Genomic DNA, 21,365 nt, shown 5'->3' with positions numbered 1-21,365 from the left:
ACCGGCAACCAACCTCGCTTACTGCGGGTTAAAAACCAAAGCCTGATTCAATTGCCCTGCCAGCGTTTTCAGCGCCAGCAGTCGATCATTGATCGCTGTTTCATGGTATTGATACATTCCGGCGAAGGCGATAGCCGCACGATTACTGCCAATGGTGCGCGCCATGGACACTTCCCCATCATTATGCCGCCACACAACATGCCCGTGCTTACGTTTTTCCACCAGATGCGGATAGAGGGTTTGCCACTGTGCCGGGGTAAAACGCGGACGCAGCGCATCGTCATCTTCCGCGGCCAGCAGCGCCATGCCAATCACCGACTCCCATACCGGCAAGGTATTAAAACCGGCCAGCGCCTGACTAACCTGCAGCCCGGGTTCGGAGTGATAGATATAGATAACTTTGTCTTCCCACAGCACGCCCATTGCCACCGTCAGATCTGCGGGCGCATGCTGCTCCAGTAGCGGCAAGGTTTGGGAAAACAGGCTTGACCCGCGGATCGCCTGCGCCGCCAGCGCATGAATCCCATGCCCCGGCCGGTAGCGTCGATGTTCGTCCTGCTCCGCCAGCCCCATTGACGCTAAGGTCATCAGCAGGCGATTGACACGCGTCACATTGAGTCCCATCAGGCGTGCCAGCTCCCGACAACCCACGCTATGTCCATTTGAAATCAGATACTGTAAACAGCGAATACCATCAATAAGGCTTTGATTGGGTTGTGAAGACATGGTCGGTCCGCGCGAGGGAAAAGCTGATTTTAGCCTCAGTTACGCTAAAAAAGAACCGGGCACGACATTGAAGTGCGTGCCCTTCGAACCGTCAGTGGCGGCGCAGCGGCAGATAAGCCGTTTCACGTGCCTTCAGAATGGTGACAAAGGTAATTAAGGCGGCCGCCATAACATAATATGCGGGCGAGAATTTATCCCCGGTGATGCCGATTAGCCATATCGAAAAATAGGGGGTAATTCCGCCAAAAATCGCCACGGTAAAATTATAGGCGATAGCCATACCACCGTAACGGATATTGGACGGGAACAGTTCCGCCATAGCGGCACTACAGGCGCCGTCAAAAGCCGCAATAAAAGTGCCCAGCACCAGCATCGCCAGTAGCGCAGAGATCACATCACCATGGCTCATCCACATCAGCGCCGGATAGGTAAACACCATAAACCCGGCACAGCCCGCCAGCATTAACGGCTTACGGCCATATTTATCTGATAACCAGCCCATCACCGGCACCAGCAGCGCAATCGCCAGCAGTCCGCTGGTGGTAATGGCATAGGACGCCAGCTTTGAGTAGCTGAAATTTTGTATCAGGTAACTGGGCATAAAAGCCTGTAATACCCAGTGACCCACCGCTTTAATGGTCACGAAGCCTACACAGAATAGCAGCGCACGCCACTCCGTCGACAGCGCCTTACGTAACGGATTTTTTTCCACCGCGCCGCTTTTTGCCATCTGTTTAAACACCGGCGTGTCCTCCAGCCGGTTACGCAGATACAGGCCAGTGATCCCTAATGGTCCGGCAAGCAAAAACGGTAAACGCCAGCCCCAGTCATACATCGCATTGTCGCCGAGTAATGCGGTCAGCAGCAGCACAATGCCTCCCCCGGCGACAAAGGCCATAAAGCCAAAGTTATCCACCCAGCAACTAAAAAAACCACGTCGGTGCTCAGGCGCATATTCAGCGAGGAAAGTGGTGGCGCCGGAACTTTCCCCCCCGGCGGCAAAACCCTGTACCAGACGGGCAATAACCAGCAGTACCGGCGCAAAGATACCGGCCTGACTCCAGGTCGGCAGCAGACCAATCGCAAAGGTTGAGGCGGATGTCAGCAGAATAACCGTCGCCAGCACATGCTTACGGCCGATGCGGTCGCCGAGTGAGCCGAAAAACAGGCCACCAAGCGGGCGCATAATAAATCCCGCGCCAAAGACGGCAAACGCCATCAGCAACGAGGACTGTGTATCACCGGCATGAAAAAACTGCCCGCCGATGATGACCGCCAGCGTACCATACAAGCCGAAGTCGAACCATTCTACAAAGTGCCCCACTCCGGTCGCCAACAGCACTCTGCGCAGTTCCGGGGCTTCAACATGATGTTGCACCTCAGCGACAGGTTGGTCTGCACGGGAAACCGGGGTATGTTTCGCATTACTGAGCGTTTTTTCCATAGATCCTCCGGGTGGATAACACCGGCAGGGGGTTAATCACCCGCACCGTCACGCAGCCCTTTCTGACGTAACATCGCAGCTTCTTCAATCATCGTCAGGAAGGTGTGTTGAGGCTGGTAGCCTGATAAGGTTTTAATCTTGTTGTTGCTGGTTATAAAGCGCACCACCGGGCCGGGCATCGCCACTCTGACCAGCGGCAGTTGCATCGCCGCAGCCATCAGCGGCAACATTGTGTCAAACTCCACCACATCATCAGGCCCGAGATTAAAGGTCTGGTTGGCCGCCGCCGGATGGGTTGCCGCCAGCATAATCCCTGGCACGGTGTCACGGACGTCGGCGATCGGCATCATGTAGGGTAAATTGTCAGCCTCGCCGCTGCCGGCTGAAAATCAATCCCGGTCACCTGATAACCATCATCCAGCAGTTGCTTTACCAGCCGCGAGCCTGCGCCCCGCCGATCCCGTAACGACAAATTTTTTCATTGCCGCTCTCGTAGTGTTTCTATATTAGATATTACACAATCAAAAAATAACCAAACCTGCAGTGCGGCTTTTGTGATCGCGGCATTAAAAAAACATCAATGGCTATTTACCTGCTAACAAAACAGTGATATGTGATTTTTATGATTCCGATCACATATTTCCAATACGGAATTAAGCACTATCAATTATGTATCTATTAAAGAAACATAGTGATTAAGGTGTTAATACCATCGCTTGTTATTAGAGGATGCCAGTCATGCAGATTTATCCATCGACCACAGAACGCCGCTTCCCTGAACAACAGATCGACAGCGATCTTCTGGTGGCCGGAGGCGGATTAGCCGGGCTGTGTGCAGCCATTGCCGCCGCACGGGAGGGATTGCAGGTGGTACTGGTGCAGGACCGGCCGGTGCTCGGGGGTAATGCATCCAGTGAGGTCCGTCTGTGGGCGAACGGCGCGACATCCCATATGGGTAATAATAATCGCTGGGCACGGGAAGGCGGCGTAATGGGAGAGATCCTCGAAGAGAACCTTTATCGTAATAAAGAGGGTAATCCGGTGATGTTTGATCTGCTGCTGCTGGACATGGCGCGCAGCGAACCTAACCTTCGCTTATTGCTGAATACGGCTATCTTCGATGTCACTACCGCGGACAGGAAAATTACTGCCGTCAACGGATTTAATGCGATCAATGAAACCTTTTATACTTTCCGGGCCGCACAGTTTTGTGACGCCACCGGCGACGGCGTATTGGGGTATCGGGCCGGGGCTGAATATCGCGAAGGGGCCGAACCGGCAGATGAACTGGGCGAAAAAATGGCCCCCGGTGATAACTTTGGCCATAAGCTGGGACATTCCATCTACTTTTATACCAAACTGACCGATGGCCCGGTGACCTTTGTTCCCCCCTCTTTCGCACTTCAGGATATTACCAGCATCCCGCGCTATAAACGGCTCACCTCGACCCTGAACGGTTGCGATCTGTGGTGGCTGGAATGGGGTGGCCGCATTGATACCGTTCACGACAGCGAAGAGATTAAGTGGGAGTTGTGGAAAATTGTCTGGGGGGTCTGGAATTATATTAAAAATTCAGCGGTGTTTCCGGAAGCCGCGAATATGACCATCGAATGGGTGGGAAATATTCCCGGTAAACGTGAAAGCCGCCGGTTTATCGGCGACCACCTGCTCTCTCAGGCCGACATCATTGAACAGCGTGACCACTACGATGCCGCAGGCTATGGCGGCTGGTCTATCGACCTGCATCCTGCCGACGGGGTGTACAGTAAACACGATGGTTGCCGTCAGTTTCACAGTAAAGGGACTTACACTATTCCTTACCGTAGTCTGTACAGCCGTTCACTGGATAATCTGTTTCTCAGCGGACGCCTGATTTCGGCATCACACGTCGCGTTTGGAAGTGCGCGAGTGATGTGTACCTGCGGTCTGCTGGGAGAAGTTGTCGGACGCGCAGCCGCTATCTGTCACCAGCGCCAGCTGACAACTCGCCAGTTAGCTGATCCGGTGTTAGTTGGCGCATTGCAGCAAAAGCTGCAACGTCGCGGCTGTTATATTCCGCGTCAGCGGCTTACCGATCCGGCACTCGGGGCGCAGGTCACCACCAGCAGTGAGTTTGTTTTACGTGAATTACCTGCTGATGGCGGCTGGACCGCAATCTCAGAGCGCATGGCGCTGCTGCTGCCGTTAAAAGCCGGAGAAACCCTGCCAGTACTGACGCTAAAGATGCGCGCCAGCGAAGTACAGTCAGTCACCCTTTCGCTACTCACCAGCGCCACGGCGGGCAATTTTACCCCCGATCTGCCGCTGGATGAGTGCCAGATTGAGGTCCAGCAACCAGCTGATTACCCTGTTACCTTCCGCTATACCAGCGATCGCGATCGCTATCTGTTTATTGTGCTGGAGCAGAACCCTGGCGTAGAGCTGGCGCTGACCAACACCGTGTTGCCTGCTGTTATGATGGTGTTTAACAGCCGCAATGAACGCGTGGCAAAACAGAGCCGCCAGCAGGCAGAGGGTGATTACGGCGTGGATGAATTCGATTTCTGGTTGCCGCGCCGCCGCCCCCATCAGATTATGCCAGCGCTACGCCTGGCCACGCCTTTGCGCTGTTACGCCAGCGATAACCTGCTTAATGGTCATTTGCGCCCGGAACAACACACCAACGCATGGGTGCCTGCCGTGGAGGATCCGCAGCCAACAATCTGCTGGCACTGGTCGGTTGCGCAACCGATCACGGCATTAACGCTGATTCTGGATAATGATTTTGATAACGCGATGGAAACAGTGCAAATGGGCCATCCACTGGCAGTAACGCCACATTGTGTCACCCATTACCGTTTATGGGCTGACGATCGCTTACTGGCAGAGGTTAACGATAACCGGCACTCGGTGTGTCGACACCTTCTGACCACACCGCTGTGCGTTAGCACCATCAGGCTTGAACTGTTGCAGACGGCCGGCGCGCTACCGGCGGTGTATGCATTACATGTTGATTAATATCATCCTGCCGGCGACGGAATATTACTTCAACCAGAATTAAACCACTGCGGGAATTTTACCGTCCGGAATCGCTTTATAGCTTAAGGTAATACTTCGCTTAAAACCGCAAACTGTCAGCCACACCATCTGCTTACCAGAAAAATGGTGACAATTTCACGTCAGAGGGAATTTAATGTGAAAAAAAGCGTAGTGTATACATCCTTTGCAACCATATTATTAGCAACATCTATCGCCAGCGCCACTCCGGCGCGCCAGTCAGTGAACCGGGCCACCGACTCGATTAACAGCTGTGCTGATTTATTACCCGCAGGTGAAATATGGACTATCACTATTAGCGGAACTATTGATAAGACAGCTAATAGTAAAGATGAGAACTTTACCGGAACCTTTAATCTTTACGATAGCAGTAACATTGCCCCCAGCGAAGACCAGAAAAAAAGACGCGAGCCTTTTATTTGGTGCGTCAGCGAGTTGATAAAATAGCCATCGTGAAAATGGGGTGTATTACACCCCATTAATGATATTCAATCAGATAGCGGCAGATTACAGCTGAAACGCGTTGATATGAGATACCGGGGCCATCTCAGCGTGCAGAATATCCTGCTGATTGATTATCAGTCGGTGCAGTTCAAACATTAATTCATGCTGCCGACTCTGCAACTGCGCTAACTGACACATCAGCGACTTCTGTTGCAGTGTCAGTTGCTGCTGCTGAAGATGCAGCATGGCCAGTTTTTGCTTCTGTACCCGCAGTTCATCAGGCGTCAGACGACCTGACCATGCCAGCATCTTCTCCATCAACAAGGCAACCGTATTACTGCGCGCCATACACAGTTGTTGCGCCTGTATCGTACGCAAATACTGTTTTTTTAGCTCAACCAGGCGAAAGCAGATCCGCCCTTCGCGTCGCGGCTGCATTGGCAATAAATTATGCGGCGCGCCCTCTCCCCCTTGCGAAACAATATTTCCTGTTGCTGCCCGACGTCGCATGATTTGTCTCCTGTATTGCGGTTAAAATCTGTCAATGCTGACGACTATTCCACTGGTTAACAGCGAGCAAGATAATGGCATTCCGGAATAAATATAAAGCAACTGATTATCATCCGAACGCAGTGATATTGCACGCAGGCAGCGCGACCAGCCATCAGTAAAACACCTGATCTGCTGACCACGGCAGCCATTATATCTCCTTACAAATAAGCCACGCGACGAGCGGAAATAGAGATTACTCTTTTTTAACGCCATACGTTATATCTGATTCATTAGCGCTTATTTATCCTGGCAGTGATAAGGAAGGATCCTCTGATGAAAACACTACTGGTCTCTGGTCATAAATTAAATAGCATTGTACTTATAAGTATGCTATTTATTTTCATTATTTTATTATCAGTTGATATATTTATCTTATTATTCACCCACGCGGGTGCGGTTATCAGCCGGCATGTCCCGCTCAGCGCGTTGATTATCATCCTGGCGCTCGCGCTGTCAGGATTATTACCCGGTTTTCTGCCGCGCTGGTGCGGAAAAAAGATGGCGGCGCTATGGCGCGTTTGCAAACGGACAACCGGCAGATATCGCCTGCGCCAGCATCGCAGCTGGCAGCTGGCTGCCGCCTGTCATGAACTGCGCACGCCGCTCTCTGGCGTGCTCGGCGCCCTTGAGCTATTACAGGCGGCGCCATTAAATGATCATCAGGCGCGTTTAATGGCTATCGCCAGGCAGTGCGGCCAGACACTGCAGGATAACATGAATAACTTACTGGATTTTTCCCGGCTGGAGGCCGGCAGGCTGAAAGCGAATCATCAGCTGAGCGCCCTGTTACCGTTACTGGATCAGGCACTACGCACAATCCAAAGTCAGGCGGAACTGAAAGGATTGACGCTGCGTTGCTGGGTGGGCGAACAGGTTCCCTTCTGGCTGGTGACCGATGCCTGCCGCTTACGGCAGATTTTGATCAACTTACTGGGTAATGCCGTGAAATTTTGCGCTAAAGGTGAAATTAGCCTTGAGGTCAGGCGCGATGGCGAGCAGTTACGCTTTGTGATTTGCGACAGCGGCCGCGGGATTGCTCCTGCCAGCCAGGCTGCGGTTTTCACCGCTTTTTACCAGCTGGATCACAGCATTGAGGGTAGCGGGCTGGGGCTGCCCCTTGCGCGGCAGCTGGCACAGCTGCTCAACGGCAAACTGGAGCTGGAAAGCACGCCGGATATCGGCACCAGCGTATCTCTCTGGCTGCCACTGGGCGAGTACCATGCGCCGCCGCCGCTGGATATCTGCGTGCGGGCGCCAGTAGTGTTACACCGTCAGCTGGCGGCCTGGGGTATCCGTCCGCAGTTGCCGGATCCGGCACACAGCAGCACGCTGAACGATCGGGAACTGACATTCCTGCCCGGCAAACTTTATCAGCAGCTAACCGCCTTGCCCTGCGCCGCAGAAGAAGCTCCGCTAACCACGCCGCCGTGGCGGCTGCGTATTTTACTGGTCGATGATGCTGCGCTTAATGGTGAAATTATGATCGCTATGCTACGCCGCCTGGGTCAGCAAGTCTGCTGGGCTGGCAATGGTCGCCAGGCGCTGGCGCGCGGCCGGCAAACCCGTTTTGATCTGGTGCTGATGGATATTTGCCTGCCGGATATCAGCGGTATTGGCTGCACCCGGCGCTGGCGCAGCGATAGCAAAAATCAGGATCCCGACTGTATGATCGTCGCGCTTTCCGCCAGTACGACAGCCGCCACCGGCCTGCGTTGCCAGCAGGCCGCTATCCGCCAGTTGCTCAAGCCGGTCAGCCTGGCGCAGCTGGTGGAGTGCATCAGCCTGGCGGCAGAGTACCAACTGCAGCGCAATATCCCTTTGCAGGAGCAGTATCCCACCAGCGGCGATGCCCTGTTATCCCTCAGCGATAGCGGGCTACATGATAAAATAACGGCTTTCATTGCTGAGCTATTCAGCGATATTGAGAATAATTTTGACGATCGGACACAACTCGCCGCCCTGCTGCACAGGCTAAAAGGCTGCCTCGGTCAGGCGGGGCTGGCAGAACCCTTAGTTGCTGTCGGTGAGCTGGAACAGCGGCTGCGGGGCGGCGCGACGCTGCAGCGCGCAGAGTTTGCCGCACTGCGCCAGCGCATATCCGCGCTATTATCTGTCGCCCGCTAAGCGGCAGTGTGGCCATTTTTCACAAGGAGTCAGAAAATGACCGATTATCGCCTGCTGCTGGTGGATGACCATCAGCTGATTGCCGACGGGCTTATCAGCATCCTCTCGCGTTATCCTCGTTTCAGGGTGGTGGCGACCATCACTCACGGGCTGGCGGTGTATAACGCCTGTCGCACGCATCAACCAGACATTATGGTGCTCGATCTTGGGCTGCCGGGAATCAACGGTCTGGATCTCATCCCCCAGCTGCGCCAGCGCTGGCCGGAAATGCGTATTCTGGCCTATACCGCCAGCGATGAGGAGCATATGGCCGTGCGGACGCTCTCTGCCGGAGCGATCGGCTATGTGGTGAAGAGCAGTTGTCAGCAGATAGTGCTGGCGGCATTACAAACCGTAGCGGTGAATAAACAGTATATCGATCCGGCGCTGAATCGCGCGGCGATCCGCAACGCCTTACAGCAGCATCAGTCACCGCACCGGTTGCTTACCGTGCGTGAGCGCCAGATTCTGCAGATGATTGCCGCCGGGTACGCCAGCCGGATGATTGCCGATTTACTCTGTATTAGCATCAAAACCGTTGAAACCCACCGGCTGAATATTATGCGCAAGCTTAACGTCCATAAAGTGACGCAACTGCTTAACTGCTCGCGGCGCCTCGGTTTGCTGGCCAATTAAGCGACGCAGAGTAGTGATAAAAAATCTCAACTCATCGCCTTATCTCATCGGGTACAATTGCCGCAGAAGTGTTGGCATTCATTATCTACAGGAGCAAATAATGCAATATCCGCGTGTCGGTGTGGGGGTGTTGATTTTCCGCCAGGGAAAACTGCTGCTCGGTTGCCGCCAGGGCAGTCACGGAGCGGACAGCTGGTCAGCACCCGGCGGCCATCTTGAGTTTGGCGAGTCGGTTGAAGACTGTGCCCGGCGCGAAGTGCTGGAAGAAACCGGTTTGCAGCTGAACAGTGTTCAGCGAGGCCCCTATACCAACGATATTTTTATTGATGAGCAGAAGCACTACCTCACTCTGTTCGCGGTGACGCATGATCCGGTCGGCGAGCCGCTGCTGTGTGAACCCGATAAATGCCGCGGCTGGCAGTGGTTTGATCTTCATCAGCTACCGCAACCGCTGTTTATTCCGCTGCAAAACCTGCTGCAACAGCATGGCGCCGATCAGCTTATTCGCCTGGCGCAGCCGGTGAGCGCCTGATAAATCGCGCCGGTTGTATACAGAAATTTTATATCTGTCGGGCTGATTTTTATGCCGGTTTTATCTGCAAAGCACTAAGGTTTAGCCTATCGATTATTGCTTTCTGGCTGGACCATAAATCATGAAAAGCCTTGCTTTCCCGATGGTGTTTTGCCTGATGAGCCTGCTAGCCCCTGCCACCAGCCGGGGCGTCTCGCCCCTTCCGGCGCATGACGATAGTCAATTCACCGCCGCACAACGGGCGGAGATAGGACGTATCGCGTCCGATTATCTGCTGGCTCATCCGGAAATTATGCTGCAACTGCAGCAAAAAATGGCGCAGCAAAATGCCAGCCACTCTGCTGCCAGCTCATTGCCATGCGGCAATAACCGTCATATTTCGCCGCAGGCTGACCACCGGTAACCAGCGCCGGGGGGGACCGCCGCTGCAAGCCGGAAACACACCGGCTACCGACGCGCCTTGCGCTACCTTTTGCTCTGCCCCGCTTCCAGGTCCGTGGACGGTGGCGCCTGGGGGTGGCTGTAGAAAAAAGGAATATACCCGGCCCCCAGCGCAACACCAATCATCATACTTTTAAAAATATCCGCAAACGGCACGGCATTCACCGCTGAGTATGCCGAGCCAAACAACGATGCCCGGGCGGCAATGGTATTCAGTAACTGATCGCCAGCGGTTTGATAATCAATCTCTTCCCGCGGCCGCAACCTGAGGTTCAGGCTGACGGCAGGATTATTTTGCGCCTGCGCGTTAAGGCCACGATAAGTCAGCTCATCTGCTGATTCACCGATAGTGTTGATGATTGCCTTACCTAGCATATTGGCCAGCGCGCTGCCCAGTAAGGGCTCCAGCGCCTGCGCCAGCATGGTCATCCCTTCCGAAACCAGTATCTGGTTGCCGCTATACACCAGCGCCGATTTGCCGCAGACCTGCAGATTAAGCTCCGGCTGGTTATTATCCGACAGTTGCAGGAAATACTGGGTGGCATCTCTGAATGGGACATAAATAAACACCGCGGCGATCAGCGCATTGGCCGCCAGAGCAACGCCGCCGCTGGCGACTAACGCTGAGCTTGCGCCGGTAATCAGTACAATATTCGCCAGTCGCGCGCTGAGACTGGCAGGCGTCTGGTTTCCGGCGCGAAAATCCCGGGCAATACCGGCCAGTTGCAACGCGATCGGCATGGCAATGGCGATAGCGCCCAGCGTAACGGAGGTGCTGGCCGGCGTATTTTTTAATAGCACCGGCAAAACATTCTTCGCCACATATTCCCGCAACGCCGTGGGGATCCCCACCGATAGCAAGTTGCGTCCTATCACCAGTGCGATGTTCTCGCCATGACGTTGCAGCGTTGCCAGTATTTGCGCGGAACTCACCGGCAGTGAAGCGTTGCGCCAGTTAACCGGATCGACAACGTCGCACTCCGGAATATCAATCACCACATCAGCCTGCTGACAATAAATCAGCATTCCCGGCATCTTTTCATTATTATTGATATCTAAAACCGGCTGCGGGAGGGGAATGCCGGTATCGGCATATGCGTCGTCGGTAATATAATTAACGTTCTGATAGTTAATATTTTCCTGCTGCGGATTTTGGGTTATCAGCAGTGTGCTGGCCCAGGATGAATGACGTCGCATGTCATGCTGCGGCACGCTAAGCAGTGACAGGCCATCAGGTACCGATATCGCCCGACGTAAACTACCGAGATAATTATCATCCTGAACCTGGGGAGATAAATCTGGCAGGCTTAAATGCGGCTGATAATTATATTTACTGCTGTTGTCGGTGATCATTCCATGCTCCTTATTATGGTTAAGGAAGAATTAACCACCACTCTCCCTCAGGATATCTAAGCGTAGAGGGACAGAAATATCAGACTTGCAAAAAAAGCTCTTCAGCCGCAGGGAAGCGGCATAGGAAATACTTATATCTGGGTCATCATGGGTTATTATGGGTTATTTCTCGTTCAGCCTGTGCGCCAGAGGATAATATCCCCGGCCCGGCTATCATATCGCGGATATGATGGTGGTTAACGCTGTTTTTTTACCGCAAAAGCCCCCGAACGGGGGCAACAATCGCCGGCTGGCAGCTAAATTTTACCCATACCCTGTTGCTGCTAAAGCAAGGTTAGTCCTTTAGCTTAGTGATTTATTATTGGATACCCTATTGCGTGGCGATAGCGGTAAGTTTTTTATCGGTCGCCTTTTCTTCTGCCAGCGTATCGGCAAGTAATTGCGCCGCCTGCTGGTAGCCAAGCTTAAGGGCCATAGCATGCAGAGTACCGTAAGTGGCGATTTCATAATGTTCAACTTTTTGCGCCGCACCTATTAACCCGGCATCCCTCACCGGTCCGGCCGCCACCGATTCGATAATTTCCTGTGCCTCTTCTGCCAGACCTTCAAGGGCGTGACACTTCATACGCTGAATGCGTACCCCTTCGGTACTTTCTGCCAGCTGATCGAGACGTTCAATCTGACCTTCCGTCTCTTCCAGATGTTGCCGGAAAGCAGCAACCAGCTGTTCATCGCTGGCGGCGCGCGCCAGTTTCGGTAACGCACGCTTTATTTGTTTTTCTGCACTATAAATATCAGATAAGTCATGGTTAAACAGATCTTCCAGAGTTTTGATGGTCATCATTCTCTCCATTCAATAAGGGGGTATTTACGACACAACTTAAACGTTAATCAGTTTATTCACTTTCACCATCAACGCGCAGCGTAGAAATAACCGACACGCTCTTTCATTCAGCAGATAAGCGAATAAACGGTGAGATTAATAAAGCGAATTTTCTTTCACTCGCTTTCTGCAGAGAAAATACCGCTCCACACAGTTCAGCCGGTAACCAGCCGCATTCACGGCTGGTCAGCAGCTGTTAGCAGGAGCTCATTGGCAGTAGCGTAATTACTCTTTGTCAGAGCCATGACTACTCTGCCCACCTTTTTTACCGGCTTCTGAGGCTCTTTCACGATCGTTTTTAAAATTACCACCGCTATGCTGCCCGCCTTTTTTTCCTGCTTCCGCGGCTTTTTCACGATTTTCAGCGAAGTTTCCTGAGCCACCACGATGTTCAGTCATAACTATTCCTCTTCGTTTATTAAAAGATCACACTGACCTTCCAGAGAGTAATTCAATTCTGTCTGCCCGTGTGCGTTACGCACTACTAAATCTAGCAACAGGCGCTATAATTTCAAGCGAGGCGCTTAACCGCAGCGGCCTGAAAACCGATCGAAAATTAACCAGTCATTATCAATAAATTGCGTGGTCAAAAACCACTTTTCGTCACTTAATGAGCGGGTTTGTACATATTTAATTACATAATTAAAAAATTTAATTCATCAACAGAACACCACGTAATTTTTAGTGGCGCCATAATCACGTAATAAGAACATGGTTTTTCACAGCGCAACCGGTTAGCGGCAATAACCACCACGATTTTAGCGATGAAATAACCCGTTTTTAATATTTAATTAGCGGATAAATAATAGATACAGCCGAGGGAAATGGCTGTTATAAAGTATATTAGCTGTTAAAGCTTACCTGCTAAGAAAATAAGCAATTATCAGAAAATATATTCTGTCCATATTCAGATCGACCATTGATGATGCCGGTTATTGACTTAACCCGTCAGGGTATTATCAGCGATATCCGTCCCCGCTGGCCGGATAACTTCTCTGGCTTCCAGCGCGGTCGCTATCCTGTGCCCCAGTGGGGTTAATATGATATTACTATTCCCCAGATTAGCCTCAATAAGCTGTTCTGTTTTTAACTGTTCAACCAGATCATTAAATTCTTGCCTGGTGATATAGTGCTTTTGCTCCGACGACAAATAAGCATAACTGGTGCCAAACTGCGCTTCTCTGTCCCCTATTACCCTGATTAGCATGCGCAATTTTTTCTCATATTCACCCGCAGACGCCAGTGAATCAATCAGTACCTCCTCGCGACTTTTTATCTCTTCGGAGAACCTTTCGTCATCAAGATTAATGGTGACGATGTTCTCACCACCCGCCGTCAGCTGCGGGGGCCGGTCGTCAGCAAATACCGGGGTTGTCGGATGATCGCCAGCGTTAATATGATACCAGGCGGTTAATTGCGGCGGAGCAGGTCGATATGCTGGCGGCTCAACTAACAAAGGACGGGTTGCTGTTGCGGTGGTGGTAGTCGTATTTTTTAATATCTCTTCTGCCGCCTGTTTTAGCTGGCTAAATTCGCGCTGCAGCAGATCGGCAATCTGCGCTAAAACCCGATCATTATCAATCGGCAGACGCATTTGAGATGCGGCAGTGATGATGAATATCTCTACCGGCAGTTCCCTATTGGTGCTGGCCAGCGCCAGCTGGTTGGTTTGATCGATCAGTGCTGCGCAAAACTGTTTCTTCTGTATCGCTGACTGATGACAAAATTCCTCAACCGATAACGCTCTTTCCGCCGTGGGTACCGCAGCGGAAGCGGACGTTGCCGACCTCAAGGAAGAACCAATATTGATTGTCACCGCAGCATTACCCACCTGTATCACCTCGCCGGCGACCTGTCGCCGGGGCGGGTAAACGCTGTCCACTGACCTTATTACCAACGCATTATTCACCGGCGTGTGATTGACTCCGTCCATAATGGGGCCCCTTTGCAGCAGATTATTCAACGTATGTTCAATTCGCCAGTCATCGGCTGCATAACGTTAGCAGCTACTGGCGCAGAATGTCTTGCGCAAAAAGCTCAGCGCAATCGCCGCAGGAAGGGATTTTATCAGCGGCGATGGCAGAGCAGGCAGGCGTAACCGGTTTATGGGATCAGTTTTTGCGCGCGCAGCTTATCAAACAGGTCGAAAAACCCATCACGGGTACACTGATAGCCCGTGAAACCTGCTTTGCGGCTTTTGCTGATATCGGTAAACACCTCCATCGGCCGCCCCAGATCGGCATCAGTATGCCACCAGGAAGCCAGCTTAGTGATGTCCGCCTGTTGTAAACCATATTCGGCGGCAATCGCCTGCCAGCGTGCCGCGGCATCCTGCATCCGTCCTGCCAGCGGCTGCATTTCTCCGCTAAAGGGCACCGCTTCGATGGCAAAGTAATCGGCGATCTGTGTCCACATCCATTGCCAGCGGAACACGTCGCCGTTTACCACGTTGAAATCCTGATTCACCGCCTGTTTACTGCCGGCGGCCCACAGTAGCTGATCGGCCAGCAGACGCGCATCCGTCATATCGGTAACGCCATACCATTGGGCGGCAGAACCAGGAAACACAAACGGCTGCCCACTCTGTTTGCACAGCGTGGCGTACACCGCCAGTGTTTGTCCCATATTCATCGCATTACCCAACGCATAACCAATAATGGTGTGCGGGCGATGGACGCTCCAGCTGAAATGGTATTTTTCGGCCGCGGCAAACAGTTCATCTTCCTGGGCATAATAGAAATTATCTACCGGCTGACGCCCCTGCTCTTCACGGAACGGCGTGAGCGGCACGTCGCCTTTGCCATAGGCATCGAACGGGCCAAGGTAGTGTTTCAGACCGGTCACCAGCGCCGCATGGCCGCCCTGTAACCGCTTGCCCAGCGCGTCAAGCACATGGCGCACCATGGCGCCGTTAACACGGATATTTTCCTGTTCATTTTGCTGGCGCGCCCAGACGCTGAAAAACACCTTATCGATTTCAATGCCCTGCAGCGCCTGGCTGACTGCGGCCTGGTCGGTAAGATCGGCGGTCAGCGCGATGCACCCCTGCGGCACCGGCGTTTTACCGCGCGACAGGCCATAAACCTGCCAGCCCTCAGCCAGTAAACGCGTCGCCAGCGCACTGCCTGCCACGCCGCTGACGCCAACAATTAATGCACGTGATGTCATGATTTTGCTCCTGTAAGTGATAACAGAAAGCTTAATATGGAATTAAATTCCTATCCCGGTTATAAATTCATAAATTTCACGACAAAAATTCATTAATCTATGATTTCCAGCGACCGCCTGAAAGGGATCACCCCCTTTGTTATCAGCGTAGAGACCGGCAGCTTCACCGCAGCGGCGGAGAAACTGCATTTAAGTAATTCAGCAGTCAGCAAAAGTATTGCCCGACTGGAAGAGCGCTTAGGTTCGCGGCTATTCGATCGCACCACGCGCAGCCTGACGCTAACCGATGCCGGCCAGGCGTTCTACCAAACCTGCAGCCGGGTTCTGGAGGAACTGAGCGCGGCGGAATCGCTACTGGCGCTACAACGTAATCGTCCGGCTGGTCGCCTGCGTCTTGCCTTACCGCACTCTTTTGGTCGCCTGCAGGTTATGCCGCTACTTAACCGTTTCTGCCATGAAAATCCCGGGGTGCAGCTGAATATCACATTTACCGACCGCTTTATCGATATTCTGGAAGATGGCATTGATGTCGCCGTGCGTATCGGCGGTCCGGGCGACTACCCCCCGTCGCTGGGCTACCATTTTCTCGGTAAGGAGCTACTGATGTTTTGTGCGTCTGCCGACTATATTCGGCAGCATGGCGAGCCTTTATCTGCCGCGGAATTGACGCAACATCGCTGCGTGGTCTATGCCCGTCACGATGGCAGCCCGATGCCATGGAGCTTTATGGCGGCAGACGGGCGCCTTCTGAGTCGCGAGATTGCCCCGGCGATGGCGCTGGGTGATGGTGAGGCGCTGCTGGCCGCGGTGAGTGACGGGCTGGGCATTGCACAGATGGCCAGCTGGCTGGCGCGCGCCGCGCTGGAAACCGGGCAACTGGTGCCGCTGCTGGCCCCGCTGACAGTGGCTGGTTTACCGCTGTATCTGCTGTGGCCGCGTAAAAAACAGCAAATGCCGAAAGTTGAGGCGCTGATCGAGGCGCTGAAGCAGCTAAAAATTCAGTAAATCTGCCCCCCTGTGCGCGGGGAATGTATCGGTCATGCAGCCGCCTGCGCTGAGTGCCAGTACTGACGCCGCCGGCATTGCCGGCGAAAACGATGTTGTCACCGGGAGGGCGTATCGCTTTTGACCGGCGGCAGAGATAAAATAGCCCGCAATATCGCGGTATTATCCTCTGTTGTCACCACCGGTGGTGACCGAGATCCGCACGGAGCAGTGACCAGGTCTACGGCCTGGTGGAAGCAGGATCACAGGAGAGACAAAACGGTGAATCAGTATCAGCGTGATCATATTGCGACGGTGGTCGAGACCCTCTACGGCAAAAACCAGGGGCTGGCGGTGATGCACATCGACCCGGTGATCCGCGACTCATGGCAACGCTGCGTCAATTCTCACGGTCTGGATCCCTTTCGTATGCAGGAAGCGCAGATTTTATCTGCCAGCGAACTGCACACGCATCGCGAACCCCTCGACGAGTTTTGTCAGTTTGCGCATCATGGCATGACACAGCTGTATCAGCAGATTGCGCCAGCCGGCTATGTGGTATTGCTGGCCAATGCCGAAGGGGTCACCCTCGATTATATTGGCGATAAAAACGCCGCCGTCCGCTTACGCCGCGCAGGACTGTTTCCCGGCGCCCAGTGGACCGAAGCCCAGGCCGGAACCTGTGCCGTCGGCACCGCACTGGCCACCGGACGCGCGCTGACCGTGCATCAGCACGATCATTTTGATGCCACCCATATCCCGCTTACCTGTAGCGCCGTGCCGTTGTTTGATTCCACCGGACCGCTGAAAGCCATTCTCGATATCTCGGCGCTGCGCTCGCCACAGCCAAAAGAGAGCCAGTATCTGACGCTGCAAATTGCCCGGATGGCGGCGTGGCAGATTGAACAGGCATGGTTCAGCCATCGTCACCACCATCACTGGGTGCTGAAACTAAGCCTGACGTCCTCGTTTGTCGATGTCAGCCCCGACTTTATGCTGGCATTCGATGCCTCCGGCTGCCTGACCGGCCATAACCACCGCGCGCAACGTATGCTGGAAGCCGAAATGGGCTTTGTCCCCGGCGCGCCGCAGGCGACCAGCCCGCTGATCGGGCTGCGTTTTGAGCAAATATTCCAGCAACCGTTTGACCGGCTACCGGGCTATCTGTCCATGGATGGCCGCCAACCTGCGCTTATCGCGCTGCTTAACAGTGGTCGGGCGCTGTGTATCAGCGTGGTGGCGCCGCCGCAACGGCCGCGCGCGCCACTGCACCCCTCCAGTACGCCGCTGCCGGAAGCCCTTGCGGCGCTTAACAGCGGCGATGCGACGCTGCAGCGCCAGTTACAGCGTGCTGCCCGGCTGCTGGACAGCGCCATTAATCTGGTGGTTCAGGGTGAGACCGGCACCGGCAAAGAGTATTTCGCCAAAGCGTTTCATCAGGCCAGTGAACGCCGCGCTATGCCCTTTGTCGCGGTTAACTGCGCGGCTATCCCGGCGACGCTAATCGAAAGTGAACTATTTGGCGCCATGCCCGGCAGTTTTTCCGGCGCCAGCAGCAAGCCGAAACGCGGTCTGATTCAGGAGGCCAGTGGCGGCACCCTGTTTCTGGATGAAATTGGCGATATGCCGCTGGAGATGCAGTCGCGACTGTTGCGCGTACTGGCTGAACATGAAGTGTTGCCGGTGGGCGCTTCGCGCCCGATAGCCGTTGATATCCGGGTGATTTGCGCGTCTCACTATCAGCTTGAACAACGCGTTGCCGCCGGGCATTTTCGCGCCGACTTATACTATCGCCTGAACGGCGCTCAGATCAGCCTGCCGCCGCTGCGCGAACGCAGCGATCTTGACGTGGTGATTGAGCGCATGTTATCCGGCACAGCGGTTTTAGCGGCGGATGCGCGTCAGCGCCTGCTGCAACATCACTGGCCGGGAAACTTGCGCGAATTACGTAATGTACTCGACTATGCGCAACAGATGGCCGACCAGCACCATATCGGCGTGTACGATCTGCCAGACAGCTTTCAGCATCCGCGCGCATTACTGCCGCAACCACCAACCGTTCAGCGCCAGCGGGTGGCAGAGGATGTCGCGTCAGAGATTGAAGCAGAACGGCTGATGCAGGCGCTGACCGCGGCGCAATGGAATCGAACGGCGGTGGCCCGCCAAATGGGAATTAGCCGGATGACACTCTACCGTCATATGCGACGTTTAGGTATCCGTTCCCCGCTGCTTGGGGAGGAGTAGCCAGTGCCGGGCGCTAACGCCCGGCGGTCTGCTTATTGCGGTGGACGGACGAGAATTTTGACCTGTTGCTTTTCACGCACCAGGGCTTCAAAACCTTCGGCGACAATATCATCCAGCTCAATTTTCTTGGTCACCAGCTTATCCGCCTGGAAATAGCCCTGCGTCATCAGCTCCATCACCGCCGGGAAAATATGGCGATAGGCGATAATACCTTTCACTGAACGCTCTTTCAGCACCAAGGTATTAGGATTGAACGCCGCTTCGCCTTCCCAGATCGACACGACAATGGTCTCGCCTTCATAGCGGGTACTGTTAATACATTGCTTCAGGACCGCCGGCACGCCGGTTACTTCAAAGGCGACATCGACGCCGCCTTCGGTCAGCTGGCGAATCACTTCAACCGCATCCTCTTTGGTCGGATCGATCACCCGACGCGCCCCCAGTTCCTGCGCTTTCGCCGCGCGTTGTGGCGACAGTTCAACCACATAGATTTCGGCAGCACCAGCCGCGCGCAGTGCTTCAATCAGCAATAGACCTATCGGGCCGGCGCCAAATACCGCGGCTTTGCCGCCGACTTTCAGCGTGCTCATGCGTACCGCATGCAGCGCCACGGCCGCAGGCTCAACCAGCGCCCCCTGCTCCCAGGAGAGCGCATCCGGCATGCGGTGCACCATATGCTCTTGCACCACCGTGTAGGAGGCGAAGCCGCCGCCGCCGCCGGATAAGCCGTGGAAGCCCAGCCCTGCGCACAGGTTATACTTCTGTTCACGGCAGGCCGGGCACTTACCGCAGGAGAGAATCGGCTCGACCACGACGCGATCGCCGACTTTCACTTTGCTAACGCCAGCGCCGACGTCCACTACTTCACCGGAAAACTCGTGCCCCATGACGATTGGTGCAATATCACCACTGATCGGATGCGGCTTTTCTACCGGGACGAAAATCGGCCCGGCGAGATATTCATGTAAATCGCTGCCACAGATCCCGGTCCAGGCGACTTTGATTTTAACCTGTCCGGCGGCTACCTGAGGTTCGTTAATATCTTCGACTTTAATATCGCGCGCGCGATGCCAACGAGCAGCTTTCATCAACTTCTCCATTACGACAGAAATAAACAGTGCCTGACCCGCACCATTACCGGTGCGGGTGAAGGTATCCCTGTCGGGTATAGCGAAATCCATGCCAGCTTTCTGTTACCGCGGCCGCGGTCAGCGCAGCCGAAAAATAGCGTGAGATGTCAGTGGCTTGTTCTTTATTTGTAGCCACCGCCAGCAAAACCGACACCAGCCATTAACACCTTAGTTACAGCTGTAACAGGTTACGGTTGTCACCGGGTTACAGCACAGAGAAAGGTTTTTTGCTGGCGCCGCCGGCACAGCGAAGCTCTTCGCTATGCCGCTTACCACGGGTATTACTCATCCAGCAGCACGGCAAAACCGCCGTAGATCATCCGTTTGCCGTCAAACGGCATCTGATCGCCCATCGCTTTCATCCGTGGATCGGCCATTAGCTTCTGGTTTGCCTCATCACGGACCTGTTTAGACGGATATTCAATCCAGCTAAACACCACCTCTTCATCCTCCTGCGCTTTTACCGCGCCGCGGAAATCGGTGACCGTTCCCGGCGGGACATCATCGCCCCAGCACTCGACAATACGGATGGCGCCAAACTCTTTAAACAGCGGGGCCGCTTTGGCGGCCAGCTGTCGGTAAGCCTCTTTATTTACGGCTGGCACCGCCACCACAAAACCATCAATATAGTTCATCGGCAACTCCTTGATTCAGGTTGAGGAAGCGGGCTGGCGTTAGCCAGTCCTGAGGTAATTTTAGCCTCCCGGCGATCGATGCCACAGATAGTTGCCACTTTTAGGCTTTATTCTGGCGTTTGATTTGCCATTATCAGAACTAAAGTAATTATAATCTCAGATAAAACATTATTTTCTGCCTCAGGCATGGTCACATAAGGGCCCTTATACGTGGCAAAATCATTTTTACGCAGCGGAAACCTGGATGCGGTACTGGCGTTGGGGGAGAATGGGCAACCGGTTTATGCCTCAGCCCTGCAGCTACGCGAGACATTGCGCCTGCGGAAACAGCAAAAAATCGCCGATTGCCTGGCGATCCCTCAGCCCAATGAGAGCGGCGATCGCATCGACTGGTATGCGCCGTTCAGCGGCAGAGTAAAGTCATGGATTGCCGCCAGTGATAGCGAGCGCGCATCCGCCATTAACCTGCTGGAAAGTTACCAGAACAGCGTCAGTGAGATTAGCCAGCGCGCGCAGAACGCGGAAAAACCGGCCATGCAACTGTTCGGCGTGTTGCTGAGCAAGGCTTTTCAGTTTCCCGACCAGAACTATATCTACCTGGTGGATGGCAAACCGGTGATCACTTTCTGGGGATTCGTCGACCTCGATAAAAAGTCCCGTACAGATGCGCTCGATTGCCTGCGCGCCACCCTGCAAGTTACCCTGCCACCGCTGGTTGCGGTACCCGCCGCGACGCCTGCGGCAGCGCTGCCGCTGGTCGCCCCTGTCGCCCCTGTCGCCCCTGTCGCCCCTGTCGCCCCTGCGGCGGCCGTCGCCGCGTTGCCTGAACCTGAGAGACAACCTCCGCTGGCAGCAACCCCGGCGCCAGCCGCTGCACCAGCGGCGGTGGTCGCGAAACATGCCGCTGGCAACTGGCGCCGCTTCTGGTGGCTGTTGCCGCCGCTGGCGATGGCCGGCGCGTTTGCTGCCTGGCAGCATCAGCAGGATGCGGCGG

Annotated in this window: 20 protein-coding genes; 9 read left to right on the top strand and 11 right to left on the bottom strand. The window is 54.3% G+C overall.

Annotated elements, in window-relative coordinates; all coding sequences use genetic code 11:
• Positions 1-18: 18 nt before the first annotated feature.
• From JWF83_RS25935 to JWF83_RS25925, 3 genes are all read right to left on the bottom strand, one after another.
• Positions 19-726: a helix-turn-helix domain-containing protein gene (locus JWF83_RS25935; RefSeq protein WP_413653391.1), complete on the bottom strand. Its 708-nt coding sequence runs from the start codon at positions 724-726 to the stop codon at positions 19-21.
• Positions 727-817: 91 nt separating this feature from the next.
• Positions 818-2,170, bottom strand: coding sequence for an MFS transporter (locus JWF83_RS25930; protein ID WP_413653390.1), 1,353 nt, complete (start codon positions 2,168-2,170; stop codon positions 818-820).
• 32 nt (positions 2,171-2,202) lie between these two features.
• Entirely contained in the window at positions 2,203-2,520 is a 318-nt protein-coding gene (locus JWF83_RS25925; protein WP_413653389.1) for an NAD-dependent epimerase/dehydratase family protein, read from the bottom strand.
• A gap of 388 nt (positions 2,521-2,908) precedes the next feature.
• On the opposite strand from JWF83_RS25925, the gene JWF83_RS25920 reads away from it, so the two are divergent.
• Together JWF83_RS25920 and JWF83_RS25915 are read left to right on the top strand one after the other, a co-directional pair.
• Positions 2,909-5,167: an FAD-dependent oxidoreductase gene (locus JWF83_RS25920; protein WP_413653388.1), complete on the top strand. Its 2,259-nt coding sequence runs from the start codon at positions 2,909-2,911 to the stop codon at positions 5,165-5,167.
• Between the two features lie 177 nt (positions 5,168-5,344).
• Positions 5,345-5,653 (top strand): hypothetical protein, encoded by a 309-nt coding sequence (locus tag JWF83_RS25915; protein ID WP_413653387.1) that lies wholly within the window; start codon positions 5,345-5,347, stop codon positions 5,651-5,653.
• Between the two features lie 60 nt (positions 5,654-5,713).
• Here the strand turns inward: JWF83_RS25915 and JWF83_RS25910 are convergent, their stop codons facing one another.
• Positions 5,714-6,160: a hypothetical protein gene (locus JWF83_RS25910; RefSeq protein ID WP_413653386.1), complete on the bottom strand. Its 447-nt coding sequence runs from the start codon at positions 6,158-6,160 to the stop codon at positions 5,714-5,716.
• Positions 6,161-6,700: 540 nt separating this feature from the next.
• Here JWF83_RS25910 and JWF83_RS25905 point away from each other — a divergent pair.
• The 4 genes from JWF83_RS25905 (at position 6,701) to JWF83_RS25890 (ending at position 9,936) form a co-directional block, all read left to right on the top strand.
• A complete protein-coding gene (locus JWF83_RS25905; RefSeq protein WP_413653385.1) occupies positions 6,701-8,326 on the top strand; it encodes an ATP-binding protein in 1,626 nt (541 codons plus the stop codon).
• A 36-nt stretch (positions 8,327-8,362) separates the two neighbouring features.
• The gene (locus JWF83_RS25900; protein WP_413653384.1) at positions 8,363-9,001 is read left to right on the top strand and encodes a two component system response regulator; all 639 of its coding nucleotides are present in this window, start codon (positions 8,363-8,365) and stop codon (positions 8,999-9,001) included.
• Between the two features lie 100 nt (positions 9,002-9,101).
• Positions 9,102-9,533 (top strand): nucleotide triphosphate diphosphatase NUDT15, encoded by a 432-nt coding sequence (locus JWF83_RS25895; protein ID WP_413653383.1) that lies wholly within the window; start codon positions 9,102-9,104, stop codon positions 9,531-9,533.
• Positions 9,534-9,654: 121 nt separating this feature from the next.
• On the top strand, positions 9,655-9,936 hold the full coding sequence (locus JWF83_RS25890; protein WP_413653382.1) for a hypothetical protein: 282 nt from the start codon (positions 9,655-9,657) through the stop codon (positions 9,934-9,936).
• A gap of 62 nt (positions 9,937-9,998) precedes the next feature.
• Here JWF83_RS25890 and JWF83_RS25885 read toward each other — a convergent pair whose 3' ends face one another.
• The 5 genes from JWF83_RS25885 to JWF83_RS25865 all read right to left on the bottom strand — a co-directional run bounded on the left by JWF83_RS25885 (position 9,999) and on the right by JWF83_RS25865 (position 15,378).
• Positions 9,999-11,327 (bottom strand): hypothetical protein, encoded by a 1,329-nt coding sequence (locus JWF83_RS25885; RefSeq protein WP_413653381.1) that lies wholly within the window; start codon positions 11,325-11,327, stop codon positions 9,999-10,001.
• Between the two features lie 370 nt (positions 11,328-11,697).
• Positions 11,698-12,168: a ferritin-like domain-containing protein gene (locus JWF83_RS25880; protein ID WP_413653546.1), complete on the bottom strand. Its 471-nt coding sequence runs from the start codon at positions 12,166-12,168 to the stop codon at positions 11,698-11,700.
• 267 nt (positions 12,169-12,435) lie between these two features.
• On the bottom strand, positions 12,436-12,609 hold the full coding sequence (locus tag JWF83_RS25875) for a general stress protein (protein WP_413653380.1): 174 nt from the start codon (positions 12,607-12,609) through the stop codon (positions 12,436-12,438).
• A gap of 541 nt (positions 12,610-13,150) precedes the next feature.
• Positions 13,151-14,143, bottom strand: a complete 993-nt coding sequence (locus tag JWF83_RS25870) for a hypothetical protein (RefSeq protein WP_413653379.1) — start codon at positions 14,141-14,143, stop codon at positions 13,151-13,153.
• 170 nt (positions 14,144-14,313) lie between these two features.
• Complete coding sequence (locus JWF83_RS25865) at positions 14,314-15,378, bottom strand: SDR family oxidoreductase (protein WP_413653378.1); 1,065 nt, start codon at positions 15,376-15,378, stop codon at positions 14,314-14,316.
• 99 nt (positions 15,379-15,477) lie between these two features.
• Between JWF83_RS25865 and JWF83_RS25860 the strand changes: the two genes are divergently transcribed.
• Positions 15,478-16,383: a LysR family transcriptional regulator gene (locus JWF83_RS25860; protein ID WP_413653377.1), complete on the top strand. Its 906-nt coding sequence runs from the start codon at positions 15,478-15,480 to the stop codon at positions 16,381-16,383.
• A 261-nt stretch (positions 16,384-16,644) separates the two neighbouring features.
• A complete protein-coding gene (locus JWF83_RS25855; RefSeq protein ID WP_413653376.1) occupies positions 16,645-18,606 on the top strand; it encodes a sigma-54-dependent Fis family transcriptional regulator in 1,962 nt (653 codons plus the stop codon).
• 32 nt (positions 18,607-18,638) lie between these two features.
• Here the strand turns inward: JWF83_RS25855 and JWF83_RS25850 are convergent, their stop codons facing one another.
• Together JWF83_RS25850 and JWF83_RS25845 are read right to left on the bottom strand one after the other, a co-directional pair.
• Entirely contained in the window at positions 18,639-19,694 is a 1,056-nt protein-coding gene (locus JWF83_RS25850; RefSeq protein ID WP_413653375.1) for a 2,3-butanediol dehydrogenase, read from the bottom strand.
• Between the two features lie 323 nt (positions 19,695-20,017).
• Positions 20,018-20,371, bottom strand: coding sequence for a DUF1428 domain-containing protein (locus JWF83_RS25845; protein WP_413653374.1), 354 nt, complete (start codon positions 20,369-20,371; stop codon positions 20,018-20,020).
• A 210-nt stretch (positions 20,372-20,581) separates the two neighbouring features.
• On the opposite strand from JWF83_RS25845, the gene JWF83_RS25840 reads away from it, so the two are divergent.
• On the top strand, positions 20,582-21,365 hold a 784-nt coding region (locus JWF83_RS25840), incomplete at its 3' end, for an SrfA family protein (RefSeq protein WP_413653373.1).

The organism is Pantoea sp. B65, assembly GCF_047308185.1.
Classification (GTDB): domain Bacteria; phylum Pseudomonadota; class Gammaproteobacteria; order Enterobacterales; family Enterobacteriaceae; genus Erwinia.
The sequence above is the reverse complement of the archived record's forward strand: the minus strand, read 5'-3'. Positions and strand labels throughout refer to the sequence as shown.